This window comes from Dokdonia sp. LLG6352-1 (assembly GCF_045055815.1).
Classification (GTDB): Bacteria; Bacteroidota; Bacteroidia; order Flavobacteriales; family Flavobacteriaceae; genus Dokdonia; species Dokdonia donghaensis.
This window is the reverse complement of record NZ_CP159329.1, coordinates 2,530,517-2,550,652: the sequence shown is the minus strand read 5'-3', so window position 1 is coordinate 2,550,652 and position 20,136 is coordinate 2,530,517. Positions and strand designations below refer to the sequence as shown.

Sequence of the window (20,136 nt, the reverse complement as noted above, 5' to 3'; positions counted from 1 at the left end):
ATAAAAAACCGCCTGCAATTTCTTGCAGGCGGTTTTTATATGTGGTCGTAAGGTTCTAGTTAAAGATGTAACGTAACCCTACTTGTGCTTGCCATCTGTTAAGAAGGCTTGCATCTGTACCAAAAGTTTGTGTTAACTCCTCATTATAAGTATATGTAGGAACACCATCTGTAACAGATACACTTACTGGCTGTATACTGTTAGGCTGCTCTACAAGTCCCCAATCTGAACTGATAAGGTTACCCACATTAAGGATGTCAAGGCTAAACTGTAATGTGTTTTTCTTTCCTTTTACATTAAAGTTATAATCTTGAAGTAAACGGAAATCTACACGACTTCTCCAAGGTGCAAGTGCTCCATAACGCTCTGCATAACCGCCTCTGTTTTCGCTCAGGTAATCATCTTGCTGGATGTACTGCTCAAATGCTTGTGCTTGCTCTGGCGTAACAAAGTTTTGCTGTGCTAGCTCGTCTGCAGTAGGGATATAGATAAGGTCATTAAAGTTACTACCGTCACCGTTTATATCACCAGCATATGTGTAGTTAAAACGTCCTCCTCTAGCCCACTCTCCAAAAGCAGAAACTGTAGTTGCAAATTTGCCATCTCCGTACTCAAATTTCTTTGATGCTACTGCGATAATACGGTGTTGATCACCATAACGAGAGTTTGCAAGGATATCATCATTTGCGTTTCCTCTTATTGCGTTTGCATTAAAAGCATCTCCTGTTATCTCTGCATCAATAGAGTTTACATCTTTTGAGTCAAGGTAGTTATAAGCAAGACTTGCATATAAACCGTTGCTGAAAGACTTCTCTGCCTTAAATGTTGCGTTATACGTACGTCCAGAGTTTGAGTTTGTAAATACATACGCATTTGTAGGACCTCCAAACTGGTTTGTAGCAAAGTCTGACGTCTGGTAGATAGGTCTGTTATCTACACCTTCTAGTGTAGCAGATGGATCATTAAGTGCCCAGTTCTGTACGTGTGCAGCGTTAAGATCTTCTGTATAAGAAAGATCTGCAGTAAGAACGATACCATTATCAAAACGGTAATCTGCTCCTATGTTAGATCTCCATACTTGTGGCCATTTAAAATCTTGATCTACCGTCTGGTAGAAGAAGAAATCTACACCTTGCACTTGGTTACCTAACCATACAAATGGGAAACGACCTGTAAATACTCCAGTTCCTCCACGTACTTGGAACGTCTTATCTCCTTTTACATCCCAGTTAAAACCTAATCTAGGTGACCATAAGAATGCGTTATCTGGAAGTACTGTACTGTCTAATAAGATATCTTCTCCAGTTGCTGGGTCTACATACACGTTATCTGCCTGGTAAGTACCTTTTCTATCAATATTCTCTTGAATCTTGTCTTTAGTATCAAAGTATAAAGGCTTATCAAATCTCATTCCTAGTGTAAGTGTAAAATCTTCACTCATTTTCCACTGGTCTTGAGCATAAAGGCTAAACTGTCCTACGTTAGTCTCTGCAAGTGACCATCCGTTTGGATCACCTATAGGTAAACCGTTGTTTTCATTAAACTCTGCCTCTGCAGCAGTAAATGTATCTTGGTAACGATCTATAAGGAACTGCTGGAAAGCATCTAGATCTGTCTCACCTGTTACATCATTTATGTAATCTGTATCTGCGATACCGTCTCCATCAAGATCTGTTTCTTGATCTATTGCTACACTCCCGAATAAATCAAAACCATAACCGGTAAGGTTAAAAGAGTTATAGAAGCTGAATTTTTCAAAAGAAGTACCAAGCGTGATTGTGTGATCACCAGATACAATGTTTAAGTTGTTTGTGATTTGAAAAACTTCTTGCTCAAGCTTGTTTCCTATTGAGAATGGCTCGTGACCTGCAATGATATAGTTCTGACCTCCTTTTGTAATGTTTATAGAAGGTGCTGGCGTAGAGAATGGCTCTCTAAAATCATCAAAGAATGTGTAACCTGCCTGAAACTTGTTTGACACGTTAGGTGCAAATTCACTATTCCACTCTAGTTGGAAAGAGTCTATGTTATTATTTATTGCATATCCTGCATTTTCAAACTGTATTGTAGACTGGCTTGGTCCACGTAATGCAATTGCATTAGGGTTTGCCGGGTTATCTTTAGAAGATCTTAGTAAGTTATATACTAATGCAACACGGTTTTTATCATTTACGTTCCAATCTAACTTAAATAATGCCTTTGTAGAACCTGCATCAAAGTTAAATCCTTCATATCTACCTGGATCGTAAGAGCTTCCATCTGCATAAGTAATACTACTTAATGCTGCAGAGACTGCATCTAGATCTGATGGTAATACACGTGACTCATTAATAGCTCCTGTATTACGGTTAGGTGCCCAAGGTGCTCCTAGGTCAGAACGGCTCTCATCTTCAAAGTTTGCAAAGAAGAAAAGTTTGTTCTTAATGATAGGACCTCCTATACTTATACCATATGTGTTCTGGCTTAAGTCTGCCTTAAAAACGTCATCACCAGCAACTTTTCCACCAGTAAGATCTTCGTTTCTATAAAAACCGTAAACAGTTCCTTTAAACTCATTAGTACCACTCTTAGTTACAGCATTTACAGATGCTCCTGTAAATCCAGAAAGAGTTACATCATAAGGTGCAGTAGTTACTTGAATTTGCTCAATCGCATCAAGAGAGATAGGCTGTGATCCTGTCTGTCCTCCTGGAGTAGCAGCATCAAGACCAAATGGGTTATTAAAAACCGCTCCATCAAGACTAAAATTGTTAAACTGATCATTACGACCTCCAAAAGATCCATTACTAGAAGCACTAGGCTCTAGACGGTAAAAATCTGCAGCAGATCTTGAAATCGTAGGTAAAGCCTTAAGCTGGCGCTCTCCTACATTTGTAGCAGATCCCGTACGTCCATCACTAAAAGTGTTGTTACGGCTACCTGTAATTACAACTTCTTCAAGAGCATTACTATCTTCAGATAGTGTTACCTCTACATTATAAGTTTCTCCTAAGTTAAGAGTCACTCCAGTGTATTCTTGTGCTTGAAAACCTACATAACTTACCGTTATTGTATAAGGTCCTCCCACACGTAAATTAAAAAGATTAAAACGACCATCAAAATTTGTGATCGCTCCATACGTAGTACCAGTAGGTGTGTGTACCGCTACCACGTTTGCACCAGGAAGCGTTTGCTCACCAGCGTTTACAACTCCAGAGATAGCAGAAGTAGTCGTCTGTGCGCCTACAGCTACTGCCATTAGAAGTGTTACTAAAAATAAAAGTTTTTTGAACATAAGATTTTTGTAAAATTATTTTGCGCGAATTTAAGAAGTTGTTAACACTTAATAAACCTTAAGTTAATTTTATTTTCACAATTAATTAACAATTGTGAAAATATTATTTATGGGTATTACGCTTTCGCGAAAGCGTAATAAAACCCCACAAAACTTATCACATAGACAATTAAGCTGTTGAATATTTGCACTCTTACCATACAACGCGCATTGAAAGAAAGTTCTACCTTTGTACCCTATGATAAGTAATCAAAAAAATCAGCAACAAATTCTAGCAAAATTAGGAATCACCTCACTTAACGAGATGCAGGAGGCGGCACAACTTGCCATACATTCTGCAAAGGAAGTGATATTACTATCTCCTACAGGTACTGGTAAAACGCTTGCGTTTTTACTACCTGTAATTGCAGAGTTAGACTTAAGTATAGAAGAAGTACAACTACTTATAGTCGTACCTTCTAGAGAGCTTGCCATACAGATTGAAAACGTTGCCCGCAATATGGGTACGGGTTATAAGATACACGCAGCTTATGGTGGTCAAAGTTTTAATACAGATAGACAAGCCATAAAGCACCGTCCAGCAATATTAATAGGAACACCAGGTAGACTTGCAGACCACCTACGTAGAGAAACTTTTTCTACAGATCACATCAAAACGCTTGTGCTTGATGAATTTGACAAATCACTAGAAGTAGGTTTTGAAGGAGAGATGACAGAGATTATGAGCTTTTTACCTGCTTTAGAAAAAAAGGTGCTCACCTCTGCAACCCAAGGTGTAGATATACCACGCTTTGTAGGTCTTAACAGCCCTGTAGAAGTAGATTATTTACATCAAGGGGGTTCTAAGCTAGAAATTAAAGCGATTATATCACCAGAAAAAGATAAGCTAGACACGCTTGTAAAAGCTTTATGTCACTTAGGTGATCAACCGGGTATTATTTTCTGTAACTTCAAAGATACCATCTCTAGAATAAGTGATTATCTCAACGATCACGGTATCGCACACGGCACTTTTTATGGAGGAATGGAGCAGCGTGAGCGCGAGTTATCACTTCTTAAATTTAGAAATGGCACACACCAGCTACTGCTAGCAACAGATCTTGCTGCACGTGGTATAGATGTACCAGAAATCAAGTTTATTATACATTACCACCTTCCTATTCACTCTGAAGAGTTTACACACCGTAATGGTCGTACGGCTCGTATGCAGTCTGAAGGTACGGCTTATGTACTACACTGGCGCAACGAGCGACTGCCAGATTTTATGCCGGTAATGGATGAAGAGTATTTACACGACAGAGAGATACCAGAAGGATCACAGTGGACGACCCTTGAGCTCTCTGGTGGTCGTAAAGACAAGATATCAAAAGGTGATATCGCTGGCTTTTTCTTTAAAGAAGGAAATGCACAACGCGAGCAACTAGGAACCATTGAGGTCAAAAACACTCAATCTTTTGTAGCGGTCCACAAAAGTGCTGCTCAATCGTTTATAAAAAAGTTAGATAACAAGCGTCTTAAAAAAGCAAAATTGAGGATACGACTAGCTTAGTCATATCCTCAATTTTACATTTATTGCTGGTATGAGTAGTTATAATTACTTCACATCTACAAAGCGCTCAAACCATTTGTATAAATCACCACGTGTGATTACTGCGCCTTCTCTTATGAGTTTAAACTTATCTGCATTGCGATCTTCACTATAGTCTTTACTTGCGCTCATAAATACCACATCATCATCACCTAAGTTTTCCTTAAGCCATCCATACCCTTCTGCGGTAGTAATATCTATGTTTTCTTTATTGATTTTTATGGCTATAAGTGCCATATTGTTTTCTCTTAAAAAGAAAAGGTGCATCTGGTTAGGCGAGATATGCTCTAGGTATTGAGCCTTTGTGAGTACACCTTCCCATACTAGGTCAGAAAAGACGTCTATCTCTTCTTCTGCAACGAGGGGTTGTTTTTCTTTAATAGTTGCCCACTCATCTGCGGTGATAGACTGGGTAGCTAGAAAGTTTATAAACTCTGGGTGTAATTCTTCTAGTTGTTCTTTTGTAAGGCGAGCGTATTTCATTGTGTGATATTTTTTCGCGAAAGCGTATTTAAAAAATATAGTTCATAAAAAAACCGTCCTTATATGATAAGAACGGTTTTTAATCTATTTACTTAAGACTTAGTTTGCTTCTGCAACTACGTCAAAAGGAAGTGTAGCTACCACATCTCTGTGGAAACGTACTTTTGCTTCATAGTTACCTAAACGTTTTACTGTGTTACCAGCGATAGCGATATACTTTTTGTCTACCTCTACTCCTTCTTTTGCTAGGTATTCTGCTACGTCTGCATTTGTAATAGATCCGAAAAGTTTGTCTCCGTCTCCAGTTTTTGCCGATATCTTAACTTCTAAAGCGTTAAGTTTATCTGCCTGCTTCTGTGCATCATCTACAACTTTTTGCTCTTTGTGAGCACGTTGCTTTAGGTTTTCTGCAAGTACTTTCTTTGCGCTAGGCGTAGCAAGTACTGCGTGACCGTTAGGGATTAGGTAATTTCTACCGTATCCGTTTTTTACTTGTACTATATCGTCTGCAAATCCTAGATTCTCAACGTCCTTCTTTAATATAAGTTCCATCTGTTATCTAGTTTCTATTTATATAAATCAGTTACATAAGGCATCAATGCAAGGTGACGAGCTCTTTTTACAGCTACAGACACTTTACGTTGGTACTTTAAAGAAGTTCCTGTAAGACGACGTGGTAACAATTTACCTTGCTCGTTTACAAAACCTGCTAGCCAGTCTGCATCTTTGTAATCTACATACTTGATACCAGATTTCTTAAAGCGACAGTACTTCTTTGCTTTGTTAGTTTCAATATTAAGAGGAGTAAGATATCTGATATCTCCGTCCTTCTTTCCTTTTGCTTGTTGTTGTAAAGATGCCATAACTTACGCTTTTTGCTTTTTTAGTTTTTCACGTCTTCTTTCAGCCCACGAGATCGCGTGCTTATCCATTGCTACCGTTAGGTAACGCATAACGCGCTCGTCACGGCGAAAAGCTAGTTCGTAATCATTGATAGCTTGTCCATCAACAGTAAATTCAAGTAAGTGGTAAAAACCGCTTTTCTTGTTTTGAATAGGATATGCAAGCTTTTTTAAGCCCCAATCCTCTTTACTAATCATCTTAGCACCCTTTTCTTTAAGAAGACCTTCGTACTTCTTTACTGTTTCCTTTATCTGATCATCAGATAAAACGGGATTCAAGATGAAAACAGTTTCGTAATGGTTCATATAATATGAGTTAAATTAAAAATGAGTGCAAAAGTAAGGATTCTCTTTTGATTTTCAAACAGCTATTTCTATATATTCTAAAAAACTTCTTCCCTTGTATGATGTATAATTAATAAGGTATGTACTTACGCTTTTGCGAAAGCGTAAACATTACAATTTTTGTAAGACAACCTACTATAACATATAACTAGAGTCTAGTCATTATTTAACTTACATTCAGACTGTTAAAAACTATATTTGTTAAATTTTTAATAATCATTTTGTAAGAATTATATGATATACTACTTATTAAGCCACATTGCGCTCACTACCAATACTGTGGGTTCGCAGCGATTTTAAAAATCATAATTTTTAGAAATTGCAGCTCGACAAAAAACGTAATTATCCGATGAAAGTCACTTTTTTGTTGGTTTTATGGAGTTTTTTACCTAATATTGACGTGCTTAACCTATTAAACAAATAAATCACTGTGGACGGAGTATTATTAGATTGTGCAGTTGTAGATGATTCTAGCTTACAAAGACTGGCTATTGTAAAGATGATTAATGATCATCCTAACCTACGATTAGTAGCCGAATATAACAATGCCATTGAAACAAAGAATGGTCTTTTAGAAACAAAGGTTGATCTTATCTTCTTAGATATTGAAATGCCTATACTTTCTGGATTTGATTTACTAGATGACCTTATACATAAACCACAAATTATATTTGTAACTGGTAAAACAAAGTATGCTTATAAAGCCTTTAACTATAATGCTATAGATTATTTACGTAAGCCTCTTACTAAGGATCGTTTTACGAACGCTGTTTATAAAGCTATAAGCCTTCACAAACTAAAAACCGAAGGTGCTGTAGAGGATGATGATTATATCTTTGTAAAAAGTAATCTGAAAAAGAAAAAGGTGATGCTTAACGAACTTAAGTATATTACTGCTCTTGGAGATTATGTAAAACTTGTAACTGTGCACGACCCTATTGTTGTACTTGCTACGATGAAATCTTTTGTTGCACAATTACCTCCAGAACGTTTTATGCGTATACACAAGTCTTATATTATAAATATTGACAAGGTAGATAAGTACAACAGTAGAAATATTGAGATAGATGGGGAGAAAATACCGCTATCTAGACATAAAAAGTCTGATCTTATAGATGCACTCTCTGCTTAAAAGCAGATTTTAATATAAAAAAAACCACTCAATGAGTGGTTTTTTTTATGCCTAATAACAATCTACATCTACGACTAATCGTACACTCCGATATTGAGCAATAGCGTTAAAACTTGTTACTACTCTACCTATCGTTTTTTTAGTTTCGAGTAAATTTTGCCTTCTACTTATTTTAATAAGAATATTACGCCTGTAGAGGTTTCTTATTCTTGCTATAGATGGTGTTTCGGGACCTAATACCGCCTCTGCTCCTAAAGTTTGTCGCAATGCCTTAGATAACCAAATACTGGATTCATCTATTTTTTGATAATCTCTATGTTTTAATGTAATGCGTATCAACCTATGAAATGGTGGATACTTAAAGTTGCGACGCTCTTCTAATTGTTCTTTATACATCTCTTCAAACTTATTTGAAGAGACCTGCTGTAAGATTTGATGATAAGGATTATAAGTCTGCACAAGTACTTTACCTTGCTTTTCTGTACGCCCTGCCCTACCAGATACCTGAGCAATTAATTGATAACTACGCTCGTGTGCTCTAAAGTCTGGGAAATTAAGCATACTATCTGCATTCATAATCCCTACTAAGGTTACGTTTCTAAAGTCTAATCCTTTGGTAAGCATTTGAGTGCCTACTAATATGTCTATCTGCTCTTGTTCAAAAGCAGTTATGAGCTTCTCAAAACCATACTTACCTCTTGTGGTGTCTGAGTCCATACGAGCGATATTGTTATCTGGATACAACTCCTTGAGCTCTGCTTCTATTTGTTCTGTACCAAATCCCTTAGTTGTGAGATCTGTGCTACCACAGGCCATACACTTTTGCTGTAGAGCAATATTATAACCACAATAATGACAACGAAGTTGTGATCTATACTTATGATAGGTAAGACTCACATCACAATTAGGACATTGTGGAGCGTGCCCACAAGTATTACACTCTAAAATAGGAGAAAAACCACGCCTGTTTTGAAATAAAATAACCTGCTCACCAAGTGCCAAGGCATCTGTAATTGCTCGTAATAATGTATCAGAAAAGTGCCCTGTCATCTCCCTTTTACGTGACTTTTCTTTTATGTCTACAAGGTTGATTTCTGGCATTAAAATATCGCCGTGACGCTGTTTCAAAGAGACATAACCATACTTTCCGCTCTGGGCATTATAAACCGTCTCGATAGACGGTGTTGCAGAACCTAATAAGACTTTGGCTTTAAAAAATGCTCCTAGCACAATAGCACAGTCACGAGCGTGATACCTTGGCGCAGGGTCATATTGCTTAAAGCTACTCTCGTGCTCCTCATCTACCACAATAAATTTTAAATCTCTAAACGGTAGTAGTAATGCGCTTCTAGCCCCAATAATGATTTGGGCCTTGTCCATTTTTTTAAGGACATTATTCCATACTTCTACACGCTCATTTACAGAATACTTAGAATGAAATATAGCTACTCTTTCTCCAAAATAAGTTTGCAGCCTGCTTATTAACTGTGTTGTAAGAGCAATCTCCGGCAGGAGGTATAGAATTTGATCTCCATTTGCAAGCATTTCTTCTATGAGCTGAACATAAATTTCTGTCTTACCAGAGGCAGTTACACCGTGTAATAATGTTACGTCTTTTGTTTCAAAATGTGTTTTAATCTCAGACAGTGCTGTTGCTTGATAGGTGTTGAGAGTCTTCGTCTCAAAAACTTCTCCCTCAAACCCTACTCTATCTTGGCGTTTTTGATATGTTTGAAAAACTCCCTTATCTACCAGCGCGTTGAGCTGACTAGCGGTTGCTCCAGATGCTTTTTGCAACTCTTGTGAAGATATGGGTTTTTTGGTTTTCGCTTTAAGCGAAAAAAAAGTGAGCACCATCTCTCTTTGTTTTGGTGCGCGAGATAATTCTTCTAGAATTATAGATAAAGCCTCCTCGCTATCATACTCTGGGGCTATTGTAATAAACTTTACAAGTTTAGGGACATACTGCTCATAAATCTCTTCTTGCATTTCTAAAACCCCTTGATCTATGAGGCGCTGTATAGAAGGAAGTATTTTCTTTTTATCAAGAATATCCATCACCTCGTGCACCTTAAGCTCTGAGCGATGTTGTAATGCTTCGTAAATTAAAAACTCATCATCTTGAAGCTCTTCTTCATTAATTACAAGACCATCAGACTTGAGCCTTATAACGGTCTCACTCTCTAGTAAAAATGCTTTAGGTAATGCTGCTCGCATCACTTCCCCCTCGGTACACATATAATAATTTGCAATCCAAGACCAGAATGTGAGCTGCTGCTCTGTGACTATAGGATCCTCATCTAATATTTGCTGAATTTCCTTTGCCTCATAAATTGTAGGAGCATTAGTGTGCTTTTTTTTTACAATAGAGGCGTACACTTTCTTTTTCCCGAAAGGAACTGCAACACGCATTCCTTTCTGTATGTAATTATATTCTGCCTCTGAGACGAGGTAGGTAAACGTATTTTCTACAGGTATAGGAAGTATGACGTCTATAAAGTGGGGCATAAATGAGCAGTGTGTATTTCAAAAGTACTGTTAAGTAAAGTTTTGCGAAAGCATAGCACAAAAAAAGAGCCTCAATCTTTATAATAGCGGCTCTCGTATAAATAATTATGATGTTACTTAACGCGTATCCACTCTTGAGTTCTATATAAAAAGGCAATATAACCCCTAAGATAGAGCTTATCTGGATTATCATTTTCTATCCAGATTTTTGCCTTATAGGTTTTCCCTTTTTCTGGATCAAAAACAGTACCTCCGGTATACTCATCATCATCTCTTTCTAGGTTTTTAATAATATCTAGACCAAGTACCGGCTTGTTATACTCTTCTCCCTCGCAGTAAATACATAGTTTATCTCGATCTTGAGGGTTAAGTATATCTGTAATTTTACCATAAACTTTATCACCCTTCTTATAAATCTCTACAATAGATTTTGCCTCACCAGTCTCATCATCTATAGTTTTCCATTTACCAAAAACAGAGTCTTGTTGTGCCACAGCACTTGTAGTAAACAGTATTACGATAAAAAAACTAATTAGATACTTCATAATGTGATAAGTGTATTTGTGTTTTAAACCAAAAAATGGCAATTCTTAAGAATCGCCATTTTTATAAAAGTTGTAATCTACTAGCTTTTACCTAGCATCGCTTCTTTAAGGTCATCATCTGCAGGGTCGCTACCTAACCAAATTCCAAAAAGTGCTTTTTTGAATTCTAATCCTGATATCATCCCTACTTCTTTACCGTTTTTGTAAACAACAGTTCCTTTACCTTTTATGTAAGCAATGTCAAAAACATTTGTTTTTACAATCTTATCGCTAAAGAAACCTTTAAATTTTGTGATTTGTGCATCTAGAGCGCTTGTGTCTCCGTTCATAGAAGCGTCAAAACCATCGTCTACTGCTCCTATCATTTTCTTACTTGACACCATACCAGAAACGATATCTAGCTTCATAGCCATTGTCTCATCTGCGTTTACAATAGCAGCGGCATCACTCTTTTTTGAGGCTAGGTATAATCCTCCCGCGTAGAGATCAAAAATTACTTTTTCTCTCATTCCCGCACCGTTTAAAACGAGATCTGTTCCTTCTACAGTCATTGTGTTAGGTAATGTTGCATCACCTACAACTGTTTGAGCTTGACTAAAAGTAAGACTACATACTGCTACTAGTGCTAATAAATACTTCTTCATAATTTACGTTTGTGTTAATTTAATTAGGGTTTTTGTGTAATATCCTTAGTTTTTGCAATGTTGCATTGAGCTCAAATCCTAATAATATAAGATTAGAGTTCAACCAAATATAAAGCATCATTATCAATAATGCACCAATTGAGCCATACAACTCATTATATCTTCCAAAAGTGTCGATATAAATACCAAAAAGGTACGTGGTTATCATAAATAATATAGTAGTCATTAATGCACCTGGTGAAAAAAACCTGCTTTTGCGCCCCTCTTTGGTACCAAAATAATAGAGCGTTGCAATCACAGCATATATCATTATCAATACAAAAACGTTTTTTCCAACCGATAGCAATGTTATATCTAAGTTTGTACTCATAAAGTCTCTCTCCTTGAGAGAAACGAGTAAATACTCAAAATAAACGACTACCGATATAGTAGTAACCAACAACAATGCCAAGATAATAGAAGTCGCTATAGCCACGGCATATTGCCTAAAAAAGCTTCGATTAATCTCATTATAATGAGAACCCTCAAAACCACTAAAAATGGAGTTAATACCATTTGCCGTCAGAAACAAAGCAAGAAGACCAGCTACAGACAGCAAGCCTGCACGCTCATTTTGTGCAATATCACTTATAATAGGCCTAAAAAAATCTAGAGACTGTGAAGGTATGAGCTCATAAATAAACGCCATAAACTTAATATCAAAGTCTGGCACAGGTACATAAGGTATAAGATTAAGCACAAATATAAGCGCAGGAAAAATGGCCATAAAAAAACTATAAGCAATAGATCCTGCTCTAGATCCCAGCGCGCCTTTTATAATACCAGTAAAGTAAGCGCGTAACAAGTTTAGTAAAGTCATCCCTTCAAAACCAGGAATCACCACCTTATCTAGCATTGCTACGATCCAGCAAAATGGCTTGAACCGCATAAGGCGTTGCTCTAAGGTCTTGTCTGAGGCCATTATACCGCTTTAAGGCTTAAATCTAGATTATAAACAGAGTGAGTAAGTGCTCCACTAGAGATATAATCTACACCACAAAGTGCATACTCACGTATGGTCTCTTCATTAATACCACCAGAAGATTCTGTAAGGCACTTATCACCTATAAGAGCAACCGCCTTACGCGTATCTTCATAATTAAAATTATCTATAAGAATTCGGTATACGTGCTCGTGATTTTTAAGAATCTCTTCTATCTCCTCAAGGCTTCTCGCCTCTACGATTATTTTAAGATCTCGATTTTCAGTTTTAAGATACGCTGCAGTTTTAAGTATCGCCTTAGTCACTCCTCCAGCAAAGTCTATGTGATTATCCTTAAGCATAATCATATCATATAATGCAAAACGATGATTTTCTCCCCCTCCTATTTTTACGGCCCATTTTTCTAAGGCGCGTATACCTGGAGTGGTCTTTCTTGTGTCGAGTATTTTTGTGCCTGTTCCCTCGAGTAGGTTTACAAAGAACTTTGTTTTGGTCGCTATGGCGCTCATACGCTGCATTGCGTTAAGCACCAGTCGCTCTGCCTTTAAGATGCTTTGGCTCGAACCAGATACATAAAATGCAATGTCTCCATACTTTACCTGATCACCATCTGTAAGTACATCTTCTACTACGAGGCTGTCATCTACGTAGGCAAATACCGCTTTCGCGAAAGCGCAACCCGCAAGAATCCCCTCATCCTTCACCAGTAACTTTGCTTTGCCCGTCGCATCTGCCGGAATACAAGCAAGACTACTGTGATCTCCATCACCGACATCTTCTCTTATTGCATTTGAAATTATACCATCTATCTCAAGCTGAAACTGCGCTTCTGTTATCATAAAAATATAAAATACGGTTTCTGTAAAAATAAGGAAACACAAACACATCCACCGTCATAGAGAGATTTGTATTTTTGCAAAATGAATATAAAACTTCTATGCGTAGGCAAGACAGATAACAAGCAGCTACAGGTACTCGTAGATGAGTACAGCAAGCGCTTGAATTTTTATATTAAGTACAATATTGAGACTCTTCCAGATATAAAGAATGTGAAAAATCTCAGTGAGCAAGAGCAAAAGACTAAAGAAGGCGCCCTCATACTTTCAAAATTGGGTCCCTATGACCACCTTGTATTATTTGACGAGAATGGCAAATCATTTTCTAGCGTGGGGTTTTCTAAGTTTTTACAAAAAAAGATGAACAGTGGCATAAAAACCTTAGTCTTTGTGATAGGAGGTCCTTATGGTTTCTCTCAAGAAGTTTACAATAAAGCGATAGGTAAAGTATCTTTGTCACAAATGACCTTCTCCCACCAGATGGTACGTTTATTTATCACAGAGCAAATTTATAGAGGGTTTACCATTTTAAAAGGAGAACCTTATCATCATCAATAAACCGATCCCTACATAGTTTAACCAATATTTATGAGTACTAAAGATACTAAGACGCCGTACTCACGTTATTTTTGTAATACATATACGACTACTATTTAATGAGTTCAAAATCAGGCATAAAAAAGAAAAACAGACTACAGTTACTGCACCAGTATTATGTATACACTGGCTTTTACTCTTTTCTTAAAGATGCACTTAAAAAAGCACTACCACCTATACTATTCGTTGTAGCTGCCATAATATGCATACACTACTTTGTAATAGACCTTAACACGGCATTACAATACGTGATAGATAATTACTCTAACTTCTTAGTGCTTACCTTATTCTTTGTTTCGGAGTCTATACTCGGTATTATTCCTCCAGAGCTTTTTATAGCTTGGAGCGATAAAACTAGTGATCCCGTATTATATCTTTCTATTATAGCTCTACTATCTTACCTAGGTGGTGCTGTCTCTTATTTTACGGGGAGAGCTTCTCTTAAAATACCAGCGATACACAACTATCTTGAAGTAAGAATGGAAAAGCATTTAAAAAATGCTCGTAAATGGGGAGGTTTCTTAATTTTAGTAGGAGCCTTACTCCCATTACCTTTTGCCGTAGCAAGTCTTGCTGCTGGTATGATTCGTTTTGATTTTAAATATTGGGCACTCTTTGGTCTAGCGCGTTTTGTACGTTATGCGATTTATGGAGCAGCCATTTTTAGTCTTGTCTCTTAAATGAAATTAGTCTTTGCAACACACAACCTTAATAAACTTAAGGAAGTACAAGCCCTAGTACCAGAGCATATCACAATATTATCACTTACAGATATAGGATGTGATGAAGATATTGTAGAAGATGCACCTACAATAGAAGGCAATGCGATTATAAAAGCACAATACGTACGTGATCATTATGGCTATGATTGCTTTGCAGATGACACGGGCCTTGAGGTTACCGCCCTAGATGGTGCACCAGGAGTATACTCTGCACGATATGCAGGGCCTCAAAGAAGCGCTTCAGATAATATGGATAAGCTTCTCATAGCTCTTGCAGTAAAGCAAGATAGAACGGCGAGGTTTAAGACGGTTATCGCTTTCGCGAAAGCAGAAAAAATAGAGACTTTTACAGGTATATGTGAAGGAGAGATTACAAAAGAACGCTATGGAGATGACGGTTTTGGTTATGATCCTATCTTTAAACCTAACGGCTACGAGGCCACTTTTGCCCAAATGGCAATATCTCTTAAAGGTAAAATAGGCCACAGAGGGCGCGCGATGCAGCAGTTTTTATCTTACTTAAGAGACGAGTAAATTACGTTCTTTAAAAAATTACCAAGTCACTTTACGATTATTCAATTATATATAGTAATTTTGCACCTTGAAAAACCTCAGGGTGAGGTACGGCCACTATTTATGGCACGTGTTGATTGAAGCAATTGGTTAATAAGTCGTTGCGCTTCCTACAGCACGATAACTTATTAAAATTTTGTCTTATGACATTTGATCAACTGGGCCTAAACGCGCCCTTACTTCAGGCTATCGCCGATATGGGATTTGAAACCCCATCAAAAATCCAAGAAGAAGCAATCCCACAACTACTCGCCGAAGATCGCGATATGGTTGCACTTGCACAAACAGGTACAGGTAAAACTGCTGCTTTTGGTTTTCCATTATTACAAAACATTGATGCTTCAAGCAAGACCACACAAGGTCTTATTATAGCGCCTACTCGTGAGCTATGTCTCCAGATTACTAACGAGATGAAACTTTATGCAAAACACATTAAAGGTGTGCGCGTAGTAGCTGTTTACGGCGGTTCTAATATACAAGAGCAAGCTCGTGAGATCTCACGTGGTGCTCAAATTGTAGTAGCTACACCAGGACGTATGCAAGATATGATGCGTCGTCGTATGGTAGATATTACAAAATTAAGCTACTGTGTTCTTGATGAGGCAGATGAGATGCTTAATATGGGATTCTATGAGGATATAACAAATATTCTTGCAGACACTCCAGAAGATAAACTTACGTGGCTCTTTAGCGCAACAATGCCTAGAGAGGTTGCACGTATCGCAAAAGAGTTTATGCACGACCCACTAGAAATTACAGTAGGTCATAAAAATGAAGGTGCAAAAAATGTATCACACGAGTACTACGTTGTACACACACGTGATCGTTACCAAGCGCTTAAACGTCTTTCTGATGCAAATCCAGATATATTTTCGGTAATATTCTGTCGTACTAAGAGAGATACTCAAAAAGTTGCAGAGCAACTTATAGAAGATGGATATAATGCAGGTGCGCTACACGGTGACTTAAGTCAGAATCAGCGTGACCTTGTTATGAAGAGCTTTAGAAATAATCAAATACAGATGCTTGTTGCAACAGATGTTGCTGCACGTGGTATAGATGTAGATGATATTACACACGTTATAAACTACCAACTTCCAGATGAGATAGAGACATATACGCACCGTTCTGGTCGTACAGGTCGTGCTGGTAAAACTGGTACCTCTATGGTTATTGTGACCAAGAGTGAAATGCGTAAAATCAAGCAGCTCGAAAAGATTTTAGCAAAGAAGTTTGATCAAAAAACAATTCCTGACGGAAAAGAGATCACACAAGTACAGTTATTTCACCTTGCAAATAGCATAAATAACACAGAGATCAACCAAGAGATTGATGCTTATCTTCCAGAAATAGAAGAAGTACTTAAAGACAATACTAAAGAAGAGCTTATAAAGAAAGTCTTTTCGGTAGAGTTTACACGCTTCTTTAATTACTACAAAAAAGCAAAAGATCTTAATCAAAATGCTGTTGCAGCGTTTAAAGAAGAGTCTGGTGATACAACACGTTACTTTATAAACGTAGGTCGTAAAGACGATTTTGACTGGATGAAGCTTAAGGACTTCTTAAAAGAAATGACAGGCTTAGGTCAAGATGGGATATACCGTGTAGACTGTAAAGACGCTTTCTCATTCTTTAATACAGATACAGAGCATAAAGAAAAAGTACTTGCACTCTTTGAAGATTATCAACTTGATGGTCGTCGTGTAAGTGTAGAAGAGACACAAGGCGGCGGAGGTCGCGGTGGTAACCGTGGCGGTGGCGGAAGAGGCCGAAGTGGCGGAGGCCGTAGAGGTGGCAATGATGGCTTTAGAGGTGGTCGTAGCGGTGGCGGTGATCGTCGTCGTAGCGGTGGTGATCGTGACAGATCAGACAGAAAACGTAGTGACCGTCGTGGCGGTGACCGTGATCGCAAGCCTAGCTATGGAGAAGATAAAGGAAGATCTAGAAATCGCTCAGAAAGATCTAGTAGATCAGAAGGCAGATCAGATCGTAGAGGACCAAGTCGCACTCCAGACAGAGCTACAGAGGGTAACAAAAGCCCATTTTCTGGAAAAAGACGCCGTCGCAGCTAGCCTAAAGTGTTAGAATTATTGTAAAAGTTAAATTTTGGTATGGTTTTCTCATAGGATTGCATAAATTGCTACTCTATATGATGAAAACCATACTTTTTTTATTGCTACTTGCCGTATGCACAGTAGGATACTCGCAAGAACCAGCAACCCCAACTGGAGAAACTTCTACAAAGGAGCTTCAAGATGGATTTATAGAAGGTAAAGTTTTAAGCAGCAGTACAGATATTGCTTTACAAAACGTAAATATTCTCAACCTTTCAAACTTTAAAGGAGCTACTACAGATAAGCTAGGTAACTTTGACATTAAGGCCGCCGTAAATGATACACTATACTTTTCATATTTAGGTTATAAATCGCTCAAAGTAAGAGTAAGTTCTGACTGGATAAAATATGGAGATGTAAAGATTAAAATGACAGAGATAGGCATTGCACTAGAAGAAGTGGTTGTAGAAGAGATAGAACTTACAGGCTACTTAGAGATAGATGCAAAGAGAATCCCTATTTACAGCAACCAGCGCTATAGCATTTCTGGTCTTAACTCTGGTTATGAAGTAGGTCAAGGACAACCTGGTGCCGTGTCACGCGTGCTGAGCTCTATTTTTAACCCTGCAGATTTTCTTTACAATATATTCAGTCGTAAGAAAGGACAATTGCGCAAGCTACGCCAGATGAAAGAAGATGACAAAGTGCGTAACCTTCTTGAACGTAAATTTGACCGCGAGACTCTAGGCGCTCTACTTCAAATAGACCGTGTAGATATAGATGCTATATTAAAGAATTGTAGTTATTCAGATAACTTTATAATGACTGCAAATGACCTTCAGATTCTAGATGCCATAAGTGAGTGTTATGAAGAGTATCGAGTCTTACAAAATAAAGATTAAGAGAATATTTTAATTACGCTTTCGCGAAAGCGTACTCCTACCCTCTTTCACCTAGATAGCGCTGCTCAATGCGCTCTACATCTTTAATCATTTTACGAGTCCAGGCCAGCTTTTTATCAAAAAGTTCTTGCTCAGAAAACCTCCAGTCTACAGCCGAAGATTTGAGCTTAGTCATTATATACTGTAATGTTATTGCCGCCGAAACTGAAATATTGAGACTCTCAGTAAAGCCTACCATAGGTATATAAATAAAATCGTCTGCCTCCTCCATCACGAGGTCGCTTAAACCTTCTGTCTCTCTCCCAAAAAATATAGCAGCCTTCTCTGTCACATCAAACTCTTCTAGTCTGTGTGCATCTTTATGTGGTGAGGTCGCAACAATCTTATACCCTTGCTCACGCAGTGATTTTATACAACTAGAAGCACTATTGTGACGCGCTACATCTACCCATTTTTGAGCCCCCATAGCAATCTCACGATCTATACGCTTTGCGTTTACCTCCTCTATAACGTGCAGTTCTTGTACTCCAAAAGATTCACAGCTACGTATTACAGCACTCGTGTTGTGTAATTGATACACATCCTCTACAGCAACGGTAAAATGTGTTGTGCGCTCGCGTAATACTTTATCAAATAATTGTACGCGACGTTCGGTTAAAAAAGATTGCAGGTAGGTTAAAAGGTCTTGATCCATTAAAAATTGTTTACAGGGTAAAGATACTGTACTTTTAAAGTGTAAAAAACCTATTGAGGAGTATGCAAAAAGTTGTTGTATTATCTGGCGCTGGTATGAGTGCAGAGAGCGGTCTTAAAACCTTTAGAGATGCAAATGGTCTTTGGGAAGGTCACGATGTTATGCAAGTGGCCACACCAGAAGGCTGGAAAGCAAACCAAGAGCTTGTTTTGAGATTTTACAATGAGCGCAGAAAGCAACTACTAGAAGTCTTGCCTAACCAAGGACATCTTGATCTTGTAAAACTAGAAGAAGCCTATGATGTACATATCATCACTCAAAATGTAGATGATTTACACCAGAGAGCGGGTAGCTCACAAGTAATACACCTACACGGTGAATTACTTAAGGTGCGCAGCTGTAAAGATCCATCTCAAGTTTTAGAATGGAAAAAAGATTTAAAAACTGGTGATTTATGTCCTCAAGGAGGCCAGCTTAGACCACATATTGTTTGGTTTGGAGAAGAAGTACCGCTTATGGAAGATGCTACTCATATTGTTAGTCAGGCAGATTATATCATCATAGTAGGTACCTCTATGCAAGTATATCCCGCTGCCGGACTCATTACACTAGCTCAACCAGATGCAGAAGTGTTCTTTATTGACCCTGCACCATCTATTACACAAAAAAAGGGACTAACGATACTCCCAGAGAGAGCAACAACAGGAGTTAAAAAAGTGGTAGATACACTTCTTTCTAAATAAACTAACAATTGACACTTAACGAGCTTTATAAAGATCTAGACTACGTCAATCACAGTCGTGAGAAGCGCGCCTACTATGCGCAACTTATTGTTGATAATCCTGATGCAATGAGACACGTACTAGAAATTCTATTTATGGTGGATGACCCAAGGTCTAATCGTGCTGGATGGCTTGCGGAGTTTGCTATAAAAGAAGATGTGACCATTATTCTCCCACATCTTGACTACTTTACAACTCATATTCACACAGTCTATCAAGATTCTGCTCTCAGACCGGTTGCTAAAATTTGTGAATACCTTACCACCTCATATTATAAACACAAGCATCCAGAAACCAAAAAGAAACTTCTATCAAATCACAAGAATCATATTACAGAATGCGGGTTTGACTGGTTAATCACAGATCAAAAGGTCGCTGTAAAGGCTTATACTATGTCTACACTGTTTTATTTAGGTACCGAAATAGACTGGATACATCCTGAATTACAACGAATTATGGAAGACGGATATCATACCGGGAGTGCAGCTTTTAAGGCCCGATGCAGACACGTTAAAAAATGGATTAAAAAATTCAACAAACTGCAATCTTAACACTGTCAAACGCAGTAAAATC

General features: G+C 37.9%; 20 protein-coding genes. 9 read left to right on the top strand and 11 right to left on the bottom strand.

What is annotated here, in order from left to right; all coding sequences use genetic code 11:
• Window positions 1-55: 55 nt before the first annotated feature.
• Window positions 56-3,274 carry a carboxypeptidase regulatory-like domain-containing protein gene (locus tag ABVM49_RS11455; protein ID WP_405202017.1) on the bottom strand — a complete coding sequence of 1,073 codons (3,219 nt, stop codon included), beginning with the start codon at window positions 3,272-3,274 and terminating at the stop codon, window positions 56-58.
• A gap of 238 nt (window positions 3,275-3,512) precedes the next feature.
• Here ABVM49_RS11455 and ABVM49_RS11450 point away from each other — a divergent pair, with 238 nt between their 5' ends.
• Complete coding sequence (locus tag ABVM49_RS11450; protein WP_405202015.1) at window positions 3,513-4,823, top strand: DEAD/DEAH box helicase; 1,311 nt, start codon at window positions 3,513-3,515, stop codon at window positions 4,821-4,823.
• 45 nt (window positions 4,824-4,868) lie between these two features.
• Here the strand turns inward: ABVM49_RS11450 and ABVM49_RS11445 are convergent, their stop codons facing one another.
• The 4 genes from ABVM49_RS11445 to rpsF all read right to left on the bottom strand — a co-directional run bounded on the left by ABVM49_RS11445 (window position 4,869) and on the right by rpsF (window position 6,553).
• Entirely contained in the window at window positions 4,869-5,345 is a 477-nt protein-coding gene (locus ABVM49_RS11445; protein ID WP_405202014.1) for a DUF6495 family protein, read from the bottom strand.
• A 99-nt stretch (window positions 5,346-5,444) separates the two neighbouring features.
• A complete protein-coding gene (gene rplI, locus ABVM49_RS11440; RefSeq protein WP_021779000.1) occupies window positions 5,445-5,897 on the bottom strand; it encodes a 50S ribosomal protein L9 in 453 nt (150 codons plus the stop codon).
• A 14-nt stretch (window positions 5,898-5,911) separates the two neighbouring features.
• Window positions 5,912-6,208, bottom strand: a complete 297-nt coding sequence (gene rpsR, locus ABVM49_RS11435) for a 30S ribosomal protein S18 (RefSeq protein WP_013752085.1) — start codon at window positions 6,206-6,208, stop codon at window positions 5,912-5,914.
• Between the two features lie 3 nt (window positions 6,209-6,211).
• Window positions 6,212-6,553 carry a 30S ribosomal protein S6 gene (rpsF, locus tag ABVM49_RS11430; protein WP_021778999.1) on the bottom strand — a complete coding sequence of 114 codons (342 nt, stop codon included), beginning with the start codon at window positions 6,551-6,553 and terminating at the stop codon, window positions 6,212-6,214.
• A gap of 469 nt (window positions 6,554-7,022) precedes the next feature.
• Between rpsF and ABVM49_RS11425 the strand changes: the two genes are divergently transcribed.
• Entirely contained in the window at window positions 7,023-7,724 is a 702-nt protein-coding gene (locus ABVM49_RS11425) for a LytTR family DNA-binding domain-containing protein (protein WP_021778998.1), read from the top strand.
• A 51-nt stretch (window positions 7,725-7,775) separates the two neighbouring features.
• On the opposite strand, the gene priA is transcribed toward ABVM49_RS11425, so the two are convergent.
• From priA to nadC, 5 genes are all read right to left on the bottom strand, one after another.
• On the bottom strand, window positions 7,776-10,232 hold the full coding sequence (gene priA / locus ABVM49_RS11420) for a primosomal protein N' (protein ID WP_405202011.1): 2,457 nt from the start codon (window positions 10,230-10,232) through the stop codon (window positions 7,776-7,778).
• Between the two features lie 113 nt (window positions 10,233-10,345).
• Window positions 10,346-10,777: a DUF2147 domain-containing protein gene (locus tag ABVM49_RS11415; protein ID WP_405202009.1), complete on the bottom strand. Its 432-nt coding sequence runs from the start codon at window positions 10,775-10,777 to the stop codon at window positions 10,346-10,348.
• Between the two features lie 80 nt (window positions 10,778-10,857).
• Window positions 10,858-11,421: a chalcone isomerase family protein gene (locus tag ABVM49_RS11410; protein ID WP_405202006.1), complete on the bottom strand. Its 564-nt coding sequence runs from the start codon at window positions 11,419-11,421 to the stop codon at window positions 10,858-10,860.
• Between the two features lie 19 nt (window positions 11,422-11,440).
• Window positions 11,441-12,382 (bottom strand): YihY/virulence factor BrkB family protein, encoded by a 942-nt coding sequence (locus tag ABVM49_RS11405; RefSeq protein WP_405202005.1) that lies wholly within the window; start codon window positions 12,380-12,382, stop codon window positions 11,441-11,443.
• The gene (gene nadC, locus ABVM49_RS11400; protein WP_375253403.1) at window positions 12,382-13,242 is read right to left on the bottom strand and encodes a carboxylating nicotinate-nucleotide diphosphorylase; all 861 of its coding nucleotides are present in this window, start codon (window positions 13,240-13,242) and stop codon (window positions 12,382-12,384) included. Before nadC ends, ABVM49_RS11405 begins: the two co-directional genes overlap by 1 nt.
• A gap of 81 nt (window positions 13,243-13,323) precedes the next feature.
• Between nadC and rlmH the strand changes: the two genes are divergently transcribed.
• From rlmH to ABVM49_RS11375, 5 genes are all read left to right on the top strand, one after another.
• Window positions 13,324-13,797, top strand: coding sequence for a 23S rRNA (pseudouridine(1915)-N(3))-methyltransferase RlmH (gene rlmH, locus ABVM49_RS11395; protein ID WP_021778992.1), 474 nt, complete (start codon window positions 13,324-13,326; stop codon window positions 13,795-13,797).
• A gap of 98 nt (window positions 13,798-13,895) precedes the next feature.
• Window positions 13,896-14,516, top strand: a complete 621-nt coding sequence (locus tag ABVM49_RS11390) for a YqaA family protein (RefSeq protein ID WP_405202003.1) — start codon at window positions 13,896-13,898, stop codon at window positions 14,514-14,516.
• Window positions 14,517-15,092 (top strand): non-canonical purine NTP diphosphatase, encoded by a 576-nt coding sequence (locus tag ABVM49_RS11385; RefSeq protein WP_375253405.1) that lies wholly within the window; start codon window positions 14,517-14,519, stop codon window positions 15,090-15,092.
• 182 nt (window positions 15,093-15,274) lie between these two features.
• The gene (locus ABVM49_RS11380; RefSeq protein ID WP_405202001.1) at window positions 15,275-17,203 is read left to right on the top strand and encodes a DEAD/DEAH box helicase; all 1,929 of its coding nucleotides are present in this window, start codon (window positions 15,275-15,277) and stop codon (window positions 17,201-17,203) included.
• Window positions 17,204-17,280: 77 nt separating this feature from the next.
• Complete coding sequence (locus ABVM49_RS11375) at window positions 17,281-18,087, top strand: carboxypeptidase-like regulatory domain-containing protein (RefSeq protein ID WP_375253408.1); 807 nt, start codon at window positions 17,281-17,283, stop codon at window positions 18,085-18,087.
• Between the two features lie 37 nt (window positions 18,088-18,124).
• On the opposite strand, the gene ABVM49_RS11370 is transcribed toward ABVM49_RS11375, so the two are convergent.
• Complete coding sequence (locus ABVM49_RS11370; RefSeq protein ID WP_405202000.1) at window positions 18,125-18,781, bottom strand: TrmH family RNA methyltransferase; 657 nt, start codon at window positions 18,779-18,781, stop codon at window positions 18,125-18,127.
• Between the two features lie 62 nt (window positions 18,782-18,843).
• Here ABVM49_RS11370 and ABVM49_RS11365 point away from each other — a divergent pair, with 62 nt between their 5' ends.
• Window positions 18,844-19,524 (top strand): SIR2 family NAD-dependent protein deacylase, encoded by a 681-nt coding sequence (locus ABVM49_RS11365; protein WP_405201999.1) that lies wholly within the window; start codon window positions 18,844-18,846, stop codon window positions 19,522-19,524.
• Between the two features lie 8 nt (window positions 19,525-19,532).
• The gene (locus ABVM49_RS11360) at window positions 19,533-20,114 is read left to right on the top strand and encodes an adenylosuccinate lyase (RefSeq protein WP_405201998.1); all 582 of its coding nucleotides are present in this window, start codon (window positions 19,533-19,535) and stop codon (window positions 20,112-20,114) included.
• The last annotated feature ends 22 nt before the right edge of the window (window positions 20,115-20,136 follow it).